10 protein-coding genes and 4 tRNA genes are annotated in these 13022 nt (G+C 42.1%); 8 read left to right on the top strand and 6 right to left on the bottom strand.

The genetic code is table 11. The features are described from left to right. Positions 1 to 6 precede the first annotated feature (6 nt). Positions 7 to 1266, bottom strand: coding sequence for a GGDEF domain-containing protein (locus tag VF675_RS09460; RefSeq protein WP_096902183.1), 1260 nt, complete (start codon positions 1264 to 1266; stop codon positions 7 to 9). Positions 1267 to 1463: 197 nt separating this feature from the next. Between VF675_RS09460 and pyrC the strand changes: the two genes are divergently transcribed. From pyrC to VF675_RS09420, 8 genes are all read left to right on the top strand, one after another. Beyond that, complete coding sequence (gene pyrC, locus VF675_RS09455) at positions 1464 to 2498, top strand: dihydroorotase (protein WP_004972678.1); 1035 nt, start codon at positions 1464 to 1466, stop codon at positions 2496 to 2498. After that, positions 2483 to 3145, top strand: a complete 663-nt coding sequence (gene rnt / locus VF675_RS09450) for a ribonuclease T (RefSeq protein WP_096902181.1) — start codon at positions 2483 to 2485, stop codon at positions 3143 to 3145. Before pyrC ends, rnt begins: the two co-directional genes overlap by 16 nt. Positions 3146 to 3360: 215 nt before the next feature. Beyond that, positions 3361 to 3519, top strand: a complete 159-nt coding sequence (locus tag VF675_RS09445) for a hypothetical protein (protein ID WP_004972674.1) — start codon at positions 3361 to 3363, stop codon at positions 3517 to 3519. Positions 3520 to 3668: 149 nt separating this feature from the next. Next, positions 3669 to 3744, top strand: a tRNA-Glu gene (locus VF675_RS09440). Between the two features lie 110 nt (positions 3745 to 3854). Continuing rightward, complete coding sequence (locus VF675_RS09435) at positions 3855 to 5273, top strand: amino acid permease (protein ID WP_440205135.1); 1419 nt, start codon at positions 3855 to 3857, stop codon at positions 5271 to 5273. 313 nt (positions 5274 to 5586) lie between these two features. After that, positions 5587 to 5662: transfer RNA gene (locus tag VF675_RS09430), tRNA-Glu, on the top strand. Positions 5663 to 5687: 25 nt separating this feature from the next. Further along, positions 5688 to 5763, top strand: a tRNA-Glu gene (locus VF675_RS09425). Positions 5764 to 5818: 55 nt separating this feature from the next. Continuing rightward, positions 5819 to 5894: transfer RNA gene (locus VF675_RS09420), tRNA-Glu, on the top strand. Positions 5895 to 6050: 156 nt separating this feature from the next. Here VF675_RS09420 and VF675_RS09415 read toward each other — a convergent pair. The 5 genes from VF675_RS09415 to VF675_RS09395 all read right to left on the bottom strand — a co-directional run bounded on the left by VF675_RS09415 (position 6051) and on the right by VF675_RS09395 (position 13009). After that, a complete protein-coding gene (locus tag VF675_RS09415) occupies positions 6051 to 7295 on the bottom strand; it encodes an NADH:flavin oxidoreductase/NADH oxidase family protein (protein WP_004972669.1) in 1245 nt (414 codons plus the stop codon). A 142-nt stretch (positions 7296 to 7437) separates the two neighbouring features. Continuing rightward, positions 7438 to 9039 (bottom strand): ABC transporter ATP-binding protein, encoded by a 1602-nt coding sequence (locus VF675_RS09410; RefSeq protein WP_096902179.1) that lies wholly within the window; start codon positions 9037 to 9039, stop codon positions 7438 to 7440. Continuing rightward, on the bottom strand, positions 9017 to 10027 hold the full coding sequence (locus VF675_RS09405; RefSeq protein WP_440205134.1) for an ABC transporter permease: 1011 nt from the start codon (positions 10025 to 10027) through the stop codon (positions 9017 to 9019). Before VF675_RS09405 ends, VF675_RS09410 begins: the two co-directional genes overlap by 23 nt. Continuing rightward, entirely contained in the window at positions 10027 to 11097 is a 1071-nt protein-coding gene (locus VF675_RS09400; RefSeq protein ID WP_096902176.1) for a microcin C ABC transporter permease YejB, read from the bottom strand. Before VF675_RS09400 ends, VF675_RS09405 begins: the two co-directional genes overlap by 1 nt. Positions 11098 to 11161: 64 nt before the next feature. Next, positions 11162 to 13009: an extracellular solute-binding protein gene (locus tag VF675_RS09395; protein ID WP_440205133.1), complete on the bottom strand. Its 1848-nt coding sequence runs from the start codon at positions 13007 to 13009 to the stop codon at positions 11162 to 11164. Between the last annotated feature and the right edge of the window lie 13 nt (positions 13010 to 13022).

Here is a 13022-nt window from a genome sequence, read left to right as displayed (position 1 = left end):
AAAAATTTACAGCACTTCTTCCACCTGCAAAGTGTGGTAATAAATTTGATTACGTCCCAACTGTTTCGCACGGTACAAGGCTTGGTCTGCACGTTGTAAGAAATCGCTTTTAAAAATGTCCGCCTCACCTTTATAGACGGTAAAGCCCAAACTGATGGTGACATTACTGTCAACCAAAGATTGACTATGTGGAATCGCTAAACGCTCAACCGCTTTAAAAATATTGGAAGCCACAGCATACGCACCATGCGCATCGGTTTCTGGCAATAACACCACAAATTCTTCACCACCATAACGCGCAACAAAATCCATGTGACGAATTGAGTCTTTAATGGATTTGGCAATCGCTGAAATGACTTCATCTCCCTTTTGATGCCCATAATGATCGTTATATTTTTTAAAAAAATCGACATCGATAAAGAGTAAAGACAATGGCACTTCATCATGCCGTGCCTGTTCGAAATAGCTGTCCAGCATTTCATCAAAAGTACGTCTGTTGGATACTTTAGTCAGCGCGTCATGCTGACTTAAATGCAACAATTCTTCAGCATGAATACGGTTAATTTTTTCACTAAGTCGGGCTTGGTGCATGACCAAAAAAATCATCCGCTCACGGGTACACAGCATTTTACTGATTAAAAAACCCACTACCGTACTGCCAACCAACACCCGCCCCATCACCATCACATCAATTGGAATATACAAGGTTAATAGCATAATCATGGCAACCACAGCCGCCATTAACCCAGTCAGCAGCATGTGAAACGGCTTCACCCCCGTCAGTACAAAACCCATAATATAAATCATGCTGATGATCATCATGGCTTGGTGTCTAAACACTTCGGTATGCACCGTCATGGTCAGCCAGGTCATCGACACAATGGCCCAAAAAATCATAGCCATGGCGGCATAGGCATAATACGGGCGCAAAATTTTATAATGGGCAAAAAAGAACAGGGTCAGTAAGCAAAACGCGCCATTGACCAAGCCTAGTAAAGAGTGGATAAAATCGTGTTTAAAAAAATTACGATCAATAATCCAATAATCCCCAGTAATCATCAGCACGGTGATAATAAAGTAGATGAGTACGCCCGACCAAAAATATTGGTTAATGTTGTGCCGAGCTTGTTCAAGATGCTGTTGCCAAAACTCAACTTCCAGTTGTTTCGGAAAAACCTGCCCCGCACGTTTACGTTGACGTTTAATCAACTCTTCATTTTTTTCTTTGTCGTACTGTAGCTTGGCTAACTTATATTTGTATTCCATGGATGCTTTAAATTCCATTTAATCACGATTGTTGCACAGCAAAACTGTAACAACCTGAATATAATTTTTTTAGTGGTTTAAAAATAACACAATGTCGAAACAATTAATTCAGGCATTTCTATTTTTTATGGCTTTCGACGTTACCATTTTAACATTTATAGATTATCATCTGTTTTATTTTTCAGACTGGCAGCGCCTTGAATACGATTACTCTTATCCAGCCAGATGACTGGCATGCTCATTTACGTGATGGTTTAGCACTACAACGTACTGTTCCCGATCTTGCCAAGCAATTTTCACGCGCAATTTGTATGCCTAACCTTGTTCCACCAGTAAAAACGGTAGAAGAAGCGGAAGCGTATCGTGAACGCATCATGGCACACGTCCCTGAAGGTGTAAATTTTGATCCGCGTATGGTGTTGTATTTTACCGATCAAACCTCTCCCGAAGAAGTCAAGAAAATTAAAGCCTCTGCGCATGTGAATGCCATTAAACTTTACCCTGCTGGCGCGACCACCAATTCAGACAATGGGGTGAGCGACATTCGTAAAGTATATGCGGTGATTGAGCAACTTGAAGAACAACAAGTGCCATTATTACTGCACGGCGAAGTCACGCACAATCATGTCGATATTTTTGACCGTGAAAAACGTTTCTTAGATGAAGTGCTTTCACCATTATTACAACAATTTCCAAACTTAAAATTGGTGCTTGAACACATTACGACCTCTGAAGCAGCGCAATTTGTTTTAGAACAAGGCCGTAATGTCGCAGCAACCATTACCCCACAACATTTATTATTTAACCGTAATGATATGTTAGTAGGTGGCGTAAAACCGCATTTCTATTGTTTGCCTATTTTAAAGCGTCAAACCCATCAACAAACCTTATTAGAAGTCGCAACTAGCGGAAATCCTAAATTTTTCTTAGGGACAGATAGCGCACCGCACTCAAAAAATGCCAAAGAAAATGCATGTGGCTGTGCAGGCTGCTATAGTGCGCCTACGGCAATTGAGCTTTATGCACAAGCTTTTGATCAAGTTGGACGTATTGACCGCTTAGAAGGCTTTGCAAGCTTCTTTGGTGCAGATTTTTATGGTTTGCCGCGTAATACCAACACCATTACTTTGGTGAAAGAAGAGCAAATCATTCCAACCAGTTTAGACTACTTGGATGGTGAACAAATTATTCCGTTATATGCGGGTAAAACCATTCAATGGAGAAAAGTGTGACAGATACAACTTTGCCCGTGATGGGGCAACGTTTTCGTGGTTTTTTGCCTGTGGTGGTCGATGTGGAAACCGCAGGCTTTAATGCCCAAACCGATGCTTTGTTGGAAATTGCTGCCATTCCAATTATTTATGATGCGGATGGCAAATTTGTACCAGGTGAAGCGTATCATGCGCATATCAACCCGTTTGAAGGGGCAAATTTAGACCGTCGTTCGTTGGACTTTATTGGGATTGATCCTTTCAACCCTATGCGTATGGCTATGGCTGAAGATGAAAAAACCGCATTAAAACGGATTTTCAAATCAGTCAATGAAGTGCGTCGCCAACAGAATTGTACCCATGCCATTTTGGTCGGTCACAATGCGCATTTCGATTTAGGCTTTGTACAAGCAGCCATTGCCCGCACAGGCACGAAAAACCAAAACCCATTCCACAGCTTTTCAGTGTTTGATACAGTGACTTTAAGTGCGGTGATGTTTGGTCAAACGGTGCTGGCAAAATCATGCATTCAGGCAGGTATTGAGTTTGATGGCAAAGAAGCTCATTCAGCTTTATACGATACGCAAAAAACTGCAGAGCTGTTTTGTTTTATTCTAAATAAACTTGCGCCGCACATGGTAGAGAACTTACTCAACACAGATCAATAATACGATTTGTACTCGAACATTGAGATGTTTACAGGATGACAGACTGCGTTTGTCGTCCTGTTTTCTTTTTAGTGTTGTGGTTTTGATTCGTGCTTTTCAACCACAAGACTGAGCATCAAAATGATTTTTACTGCGAATCAGCTTTTATGCATGCAGTCTTTTGAGCTGGCTTTGGTTATAATGGCAATATTCCAATTTGTGTTATTGATTCTGCCATGTTGAAAAAAATTGTCTTGGTTTTGGTCATTCTCGCGCCTTCTGCGTTGTATCTTTATATTGTGAATCGTGAGCCTGCTCAACCTAAACCAAGCACTCAACCCGCAGCCACACAAACAACAACCACTGAAAAGCAATATCAAACCCCTGATCATTAAAATGATGCACCGTATTCAAATTTACATGCACTGATTTATTTTTAAAGATGTATTATTTTTTAAGCAAATAACAAATAGTGCGGCAGTTTTTTTAGATTCAGGTTTGACACTGTCGCTAAAAATTCATAATATACGCATCACCTCGCAACGTCCCTATCGTCTAGAGGCCTAGGACATCGCCCTTTCACGGCGGTAACCGGGGTTCGAATCCCCGTAGGGACGCCATTTATCGTGCTATACGATCATTTCTAATCCAAATTTATTATTTCAAGATTGCAGATTTGTAGTTTTTCTCTACAATACTTCGCTTCATTTCATTTTTTCTCCTATCACTTATGCCGTCATCGAATCATCAAAATGATGCTGTGCATCAAGGCAATACTATGCCTTTAAAACGTGCAATGAGTACCCGCCATTTGGTTATGATTTCATTGGGCGGAGCCATTGGTACAGGTTTATTTCTTGGCTCAGGTGAAGTGATTGCACAAACAGGGCCTATTGGCGCAATTATCGCGTATATTTTTGGTGGTTTAATTGCCTACATGGTCATGCTGTGTTTGGGCGAACTTGCCGTACACTTGCCTGTTTCAGGTTCATTTGGTGCTTATGCCAAACAATATATTGGCCCAGGCACGGGTTATACCATTACTTGGCTGTATTGGCTCACGTGGTCAGTCACCTTGGGTACAGAGTTTACCGCTGCTGCCTTGCTCATGCAGGAATGGTTTCCGCATATTTCCATGTGGATTTGGACACTCATTTTTGGTGGCGTCGTGTTCAGTTTGAATATGATTTCAACCCGCCTTTTTGCAGAGTCTGAATTTTGGCTGTCATTAGTCAAAGTAGTCACCGTAATTGCCTTTATTGTTTTGGGTTTAATGGCTATTTTTGGCGCTGTATCTTATCAAGGTTATAGCTCCGCACCATTATTCAGCAATTTGACCGCACAAGGCTGGTTTCCTGAAGGTTTATTCCCTATTTTTGCCACCATGTTAATTGTGAATTTTGCCTTTTCAGGCACTGAGCTAATTGGTGTCGCTGCAGGTGAAACTAAAGATCCTGCCAAAAATGTACCCAAAGCCATTAACACTGCCATTTTCCGCCTGTTGATTTTCTTTGTGGGTACAATTGTCGTGATCAGTGCCTTATTGCCTCATCAGGCTGCAGGTTTGGCCGCTGAAGGCGTCAGCAGCAGTCCTTTTGTGACCGTGTTTAATCAGATTGGTATTCCTTATGCAGAAGATATTATTCGCTTTGTGATTATTACAGCTTTACTGTCTGCTGCAAACTCTGGCTTATTTGCAGCTTCACGGATGATGTGGTCGTTGTCACATCAAAAACAATTACCGCAAATTTTCTCTAAAGTGAATGCACACGGTATTCCATACATTGCAGTGATGGTAACGATGTTAGGGGCAATGCCAGGTTTATTGTCTGAACAATTCGCACCTGAAACCATCTTTAAAAACCTGTTGGGTGTGGCTGCATTTACCATGGTCGTGGTCTGGATGAGCATTTGTTTAAGCCAGTTTAACTTCCGTCGCCAATGGTATAAACAAGGTAAAACCGTGCAGGACTTAGGTTTTGCTGCACCGCTATTTCCAATAGTGCCTATTTTAGGTTTTGTGTTCTGTTTTATTACTTGCTTAAGTATGGTGTTTGACCCTGAAATGTGGGCTGGCTTTATTGGCTGTATGATTTTTATTGCACTGTGCTATATCAGCTATTACACGATTTATCATCTAAAATCATAAGTCTATATTCAACAGTTCACTTTAAAAATGAATACGAACAGGAGGGTAATCTAAAAGATTATTCTCCTGTTTTATTTTTGCGTTGTATTTAGATTAAAGATCAATCTTGTTGTTACATAAATTATTAAACTAGCTGAACTAAAAATGTGCACACTTCAAATTGTGTGAAAAGCATGATTTTTACCACTTAAATGCAATGACTTGAGCTGAATAGTTTTAATTTTATTCAGTTGAACATTTTTTTCAGAATTATTGCAGAAAAGCGTTTGACACCCCCCCCTTATACGCCCTATTATACGCCCACCTCTGAAACGTCCCTATCGTCTAGAGGCCTAGGACATCGCCCTTTCACGGCGGTAACCGGGGTTCGAATCCCCGTAGGGACGCCAATTTCAGAAGTAGATATTTTTTTAAGTCCCTATCGTCTAGAGGCCTAGGACATCGCCCTTTCACGGCGGTAACCGGGGTTCGAATCCCCGTAGGGACGCCATATTCTCAACAACTGCATTGGTTGTTACATGGTTTAAAAATATAAACTTCTATTTGTCCCTATCGTCTAGAGGCCTAGGACATCGCCCTTTCACGGCGGTAACCGGGGTTCGAATCCCCGTAGGGACGCCATATTCGAGATGTTTACATCTCAACAAAAAGCCCAATCAATATGACTTGGGCTTTTTGCTATCTAACGCATTAGTTTTATATTTCAATCTGTGCGGACTGATTCAAAAACCATAGTTTAAGCTTTGAATCCGTCCACTGAGGTTTGAAAAATACGAATCAAGCTGATTTACGTGAGTTGACCTGTCCTTTAATCACCGCAGTTAAATTGCCTTTTAAATATTTGAAAAAGACTTTTAAAGGCGAGAGTTTCGGGTTTGGACGCTTGCCTTGTGCAATTGCTTTGAACTGCGCGGCATACCAAATAATTTCCATAATTGCCATTTTATCAATCATCGGGATACCAGTTTTAATTTTATCGACCCCGTAACGTACATCTTGACCCGCCAACAAACGGTTGGCTAAATCGGTTTCTACCGCAAATGGTCGGGCGATCCCAATAAAGTCACATGCACCACTGTCCAAAGCAGCATTCATGGCAACTACCGTTCTAAAACCACCTGTCACCATTAAGTGGCATTTCACCTGACTGCGAATCAATTCCGCAAAAGATAAAAAATAGGCTTCACGGGCAATGGTACTTGGTTTACGTTTATCAGCTTTAGAGCCTGCCATCGCGGGTGCTTCATAAGTACCACCTGAAATTTCAATCATATCTATACCTGCTTCATCCATGGCTTTAAACACGCTAATCACTTCTTCTTCAGTGATGCCGCCACGTTGAAAATCTGCAGAGTTTAGTTTGACTGATACAATAAAATTGTCTGAGGTCGCTGCACGTACCGCTTGATAAATTTGCATCAAAAAGCGCATACGGTTTTCAATATTGCCGCCCCATTGGTCTTGGCGTTTATTGGTCAGTGGCGATAAAAACTGGCTGATCAAATAGCCATGCGCACCATGCAGTTGAATCCCTTCAAAGCCCGCTTGCTCACAAATCTGTGCAGCTTTGGCAAAACGCTGAATAATATCGAGGATTTCATCTTCATGTAGTTCACGTGGTGTACCAAAACTCAAAGCTAAACTTGGACTAAAAGGCACAGCCGAAGGTGCAACCGTTTCTTTATTCAAACCTTTCGGACATTGCCGCCCAGGATGTGACAACTGTACCAATTGCACCATGCCATAACGTTTACCAACTTCTGCCCACTGTTTGAGCTTTTCTATATCTCGGTCTGATTCAATTCCCACAACACCCGGTTCATTTTTGGCACGTAAATCGACCATTACGTTGCCAGTGATGGCACAGCCCAAACCACCTTTTGCCCATGCTTCATATAGACCTAAATGCAGGCTATTCGGCTGCCCTGCCGTGTTGGCAAGCGCCTCACTCATCGCGCCTTTAATGATGCGATTTTTAAACATGGTATTACGAATCTGAATTGTTTCGGCAAGATGGCTCATACACTGTTCCGTATTGTGTTTTATTGGTCTTTTTTACTCTAAAGATTTTTCGGAACAGGTCAATGCCATTTTGACAAATCTTATTGTCAAAATGGTAAAACAAGTCAGCCAGCCGAAATAGCTGTTTAAAAATATTGAAGGTTTAATACTCACTGGCAGCAATCAATTGACGGGTATATTCTGTTTGCGGATGGCTAAATAACTGTACAGTATCTTGAAATTCCATGACTTTCGCTTGATGCAGCACCAACACTTTTTGACACAGTGCTTTCACCACTTGCAAATCGTGGCTAATAAACAAATAGCTCATCTGTTCTTGCTGCTGCAAACGGCGTAACAGCTGCACGACAGCACGTTGCGTGGTACGGTCTAAGGCAGAAGTCGGCTCATCCATAATTAACAGTTTAGGACGCAGCACCAACGCGCGTGCTAATGCAATCCGTTGTCGTTGCCCACCCGACAATTCATGCGGATAGCGTTGTTTAAAACTCACAGGCAATTCCACTTTGCTTAGAGCTTCATCAATGCGCTGGATGATTTCAGGCTTGGACAATTGTTGCAATGCCAAACCCTCACCAATGGTTTGCTCCACATTTAAACGTGGATTTAAGCTGCTAAACGGGTCTTGAAATACAATTTGAAACTGCTGACGTAAGGGACGCAATTGGCGTTCATTCAGTTGATTCAGATCTTGCCCAAGTAGTTCAATTTTTCCCTCACTTTCAATCAGTCTTGCAATGGAAAGTGCCAATGAACTTTTACCCGAACCGCTTTCACCAACAATACCAATCGATTGACCTTGCGGAAGTTCGAAGCTTAACGGTTCAACCGCAACCACATAATCTTTAACCCGATTCAGCAAGCCTTGTTTAATCGGGAATTTCACAGCAACCTGATCTAACGCCAAAACAGTCGGCAACTCATCAATTTGCAAAGCTTCGCCAAAATCATGGTTTAACAAATTTTGAGTATAGGCTTGCTGCGGTCTATTAAAAATATCTGCCACACTGCCCTGTTCTTCGACCCGTCCATGATTCATGACAATGACCTGATCTGCATATTGTTTGACCAAGTTCAAATCGTGGCTGATCAAAATCATGGCCATATTATGACGCACTTGCAGGCTTTTTAATAAATCCAAAATCTGCGCCTGCAAAGTGACATCTAAAGCAGTGGTTGGTTCATCGGCAATTAAAATATCGGGATCAAGTGCCAACGCCATTGCGATCATCACTCGCTGACGTTGCCCCCCAGATAATTCATGTGGGTAACGCTTTAGTTTTTCTTCAGGCTGAGGAATGCCAACATCCTCAAGTAATTGCAATACCCGAGCACGCGTTTTTTCCTTGCTCCAACCTTGGAGCAACAAACTTTCACCAATAATTTTTTCCACGCGATGCAACGGATTTAAAGCCGTCATCGGTTCCTGAAAAATCATGGCAATTTTTTGACCACGAACTTGCCGCAATTGTTGCGGTTTAAGGCGAAGTAAATCCTGTTCTGCAAAGATTGCCTGACCTTGCACCTGTAAATGTTCGGGCAATAAACCTAGCAACGCCAAACTGCTAATAGATTTTCCAGAACCACTTTCACCGACTAACGCAATAGTTTCGCCTGCATGCAGCTCAAAGTTTAAATCGTGCAGCAAAACCTGTTCCTGCTGCCGAATATGCAGATGACTGACTGTTAGCAATACTGCAGGCTGTGACGCATTTGAAGGTTTAACGTCTTGGATCGAATGCATCACGGGTCGCTTCTCCAATATAAATCAACAAGGACAGCACAATCGCTAAGGTAAAAAAGCCTGACAACGCTAACCACGGTGCATTTAAATTATTTTTGCCTTGTAACAGCAACTCACCTAAAGATGCTGCATCGGGCGGTAAGCCATAACCTAAAAAATCCAGTGCAGTTAAAGCTGTAATATTGGCGGTTAGCATAAATGGCAACTGCGACAAACTCGAACTCATGGCATTGGGTAAAATATGCCGAAACATAATGGTACGATCGGTTACGCCTAAACTTCGCGCTGCACGGACATAATCAAAATTTCGGGCGCGTAAAAACTCTGCCCGAACTAAGCCGACCAGTGTCGTCCAGCCAAACAGCAGCATAATTACAAATAACCAATACACACTTGGGGTAAACATGCTGACCAAAATCATCACCATGAACAGCATCGGTAAACCACCCCACACTTCTAAAACACGCTGACCAATTAAATCAACCCAACCACCGTAGTAGCCCTGTATTGCCCCGACCAAAATACCTAGAGCTGCCGATGCAAAAGTCAATGCAAAGCCAAATAACAGCGATACACGCAAGCCATATAAAATTCGCGCCAACACATCACGTCCTTGGTCATCTGTACCTAGCCAGTTTTGTGCAGTTGGTGGTGAAGGTACAGGCACGGTCAAATCTAAATTCGGAGTCTGGTAAGAAAACTCAATGAGCGGCCAAACTGCCCATCCTCGGTCTGCAATCAGTTGTTGCACCACAGGGTCTTTATAATCGGCTTCGGTTTCAAATACGCCCCCAAAAGTCGTTTCAGGATAAGCCTTTAACACTGGCAGATATAAAGATTGCTCATATTTGACCAATAACGGTTTGTCATTGGCAATCAATTCTACAGCCAAGGACAATACAAAAATAATGATAAAGACAATGAAACAACCAAAACCCAATTTATTCTGTTTAAAACGCTGCACACGTGCCTGCATGATCGGTGACATTATTTTGCCCCTCGCGACTCAAAACTAATACGTGGGTCAATCACCTGATATAACACATCACTGATTAAGCGCAGAATTAAGCCCAATAAGGTAAAAATAAACAAAGTACCAAAAATTACAGGATAATCACGCTGCACAATCGCCTCAAAACCAAGCAGGCCTAATCCATCCAAATTAAAAATAATTTCGATGAACAAGTTCCCGACAAAGAAAATACCCACCAACGCTTCGGGCAAACCTGCAATCACAATCAGCATGGCATTACGAAACACATGCCCATATAACACACGCGATTCGGTTAGACCTTTAGAACGTGCCGCCAACACATACTGCTTGTTTAATTCTTCCATAAACGAGTATTTGGTGAGATAAGTCAGCCCTGCAAAACCACCAATCACCATCGCCAATAAAGGCAAAGTTATGTGCCAAAAATAATCGGTAATTTTTCCCCACAGACTTAATTGTGCAAAGTTCTCAGACACCAAACCCTGTAAGGGGAACCACTGAAAATATGAACCACCCGCAAAAAATACAATCAGCAAAATAGCAAAGGCAAACGCAGGAATGGCATAACCGACTGCCAACAAAATAGAAGTGGCTTTATCAAACAACAAGCCATGCTGACGGGCTTTTTTAATGCCTAAAGGAATAGAAATTAAATAAATCAGCAAGGTGCTCCATAAACCTAAAGATAGCGATACAGGTAATTTTTCCCATAACAATTGGGTCACAGGTTTATCTTTAAAAAAGCTGGTGCCAAAATCGAACTGCACATAGCTGGTGAGCATTTGCCAAAAGCGTTCATGTGCAGGTTTATCGAATCCATATTGCGCTTCGATTTTTGCGACCATTTCATCACTTAAACCTTTAGCACCTTGATAATTGCTGCTATTGGAGGTTGCAGCAGTTTCACCGCCTGTCGCCCCCATGCCCTGAAAGGCTTCGGCTTGCTGAATCGCCTGTTCGACTGGACCGCCCGGTGCAATTTGAATCACCACAAAGTTAATCAATAAAATGAAAAACAAGGTTGGAATAATCAGGAGCAATCTTTTGAGTATGTATGTGCCCATGTACTTACCTTTTGGCAATGTTCTGGTTTATCGCAAACACTGTCATGCTTGAGTTTTAAAATCGTTATTGTTGACGTAAATAATGTGCAACTTTCTTGGCTTGGGCAGCATCACTCCACCAATAATCAATTCCTGCCGATAGTTTAGGTTTGATGGCGGGCTGACGATACATATTCCAATAGGCATACCAGTTTTCACCTTTGCCATAGGTTGGAATTTGATAATACCCCGCACGCAATAAACGATCCAAAACTTTGGTACGCACAATCAATTGTTCACGATTAGGCGCACGAATCAACTGTTGTACCACTTCATCAATTACTGGGTTTTTAATGCCTGCGTAATTATAGTTTCCTGGTTGATCTGCGGCAGCACTACTCCAAAGCTGTGCTTGCTCATTGCCTGGACTTAAAGATTGCGGCATGACACTGGTGGTCATATCAAAATCGGCACGGCGCATGCGTTCAATATATTGCGGCACATCGACATGCCGAATATTTACCGTAACGCCCAGACGTTTCATATTGCGCACAAAAGGCACTAATGTGCGTTGCAAACCATCCTGATGAATTAAAAATTCAATTTGAATGGCTTTGCCTTTGGCATCGACCAATTTACCTTGCTGAAAACGATAACCCGCTTTCAAAAGCAATTCACGGGCTTTAAGCAAGCCGTTACGGTTAAAGCCACTGGCATCAGTCACAGGATACTGCCAATTTTGCAATACGCCTTGGCGTTGAATAGGATGCAGCTTGGCCAAATAGGGTTTTAAAACAGACAATTCTGCGGCTGAAGGTGTGCCTTTGGCTTCTAATTCACTGTTAGAAAAATAACTTTGCAAACGGCGATATTGCCCATAAAACAAGGCTTTGTTTTGCCATTCAAAATCATAAGCGTAGGTTAAAGCCTGCCTAAAACGAATATCCTGAAACGCATGTCTGCGGGTATTAAAAACAAAACTTTGGGTCGGAATTGGGTTTTGGTGCTGAAATTTATGCTTGACCACCATGCCCGCATTCACAGCAGGAAAACGATATTCAGTGACCCATTTTCGTGCGGTATATTCTTCATGCAACGTGTATTGCCCCGACTTAAACCCTTCGAAGGCAATATCCAGATTGCGATAATAAACATACTTCAGGCGGTCAAAATTATAGCGCCCTTTATTTACGGGTAAATCTTTGCCCCAATAATTTGGATTACGCTTATAAGTAATGCTGCGCCCTGCATCAATCCGCTCAATAAGATACGGCCCTGAACCTAAAATCGGTTCTAGGGTAATGCGAGTAAAATCACGCTTTTGCCAGTCTTTCTTAGAATAGATTGGCATTTGCGACAAAATCAGTGGCATTTCGGCATTGTTATTGGATTTAAAACTCACTTTGACCTGATGCTTAGACAAGACCGTGGTTTTATCTAAATCGGATAAATACATTTGTAAACCCGGATTGGACTTGGTCTGAAAAGCATCAAAACTGAATTTGACATCATCTGCTGTGAGCGGGCTGCCATCACTAAATTTGGCTTTAGGATTTAAATGAAAAATGACGAATGCAGTTTGCTTCGGATCATAGCTGACTTTTTCTGCCAATAAGGGATACATCACCCCGGGCTCATCTAAAGAACTGCTCATGAGTGAATCAAATAATAAATCCACTCCATCGGTGGAGCTGCCCTTGCCATTCATGTCATTTAAATTATCAAAAGTGCCATTACTGGCACGAATTAAATCGCCACCTTTGGGCGCTTGCGGGTTGGCATAAGGCATAGCCGAGCGCCCCACATACTGAGGCTGGCTATGTACGGCAATATAGGGCGTGGCTTGTAACGCAGCCCATCCAAACTGCGGCAAGACCACACAACCTAAAATACAGCCCAGATATTGATGTGTCTTTTTTATGGCAAATGACATGCACACAGCTCCT

Origin of the sequence: Acinetobacter sp. Lyrl_1, from assembly GCF_051948795.1 — a bacterium.
Classification (GTDB): Bacteria; Pseudomonadota; Gammaproteobacteria; order Pseudomonadales; family Moraxellaceae; genus Acinetobacter; species Acinetobacter towneri.
Note: the sequence above shows the minus strand (reverse complement) of the source record. Positions and strands in the feature narration are given on the sequence as shown.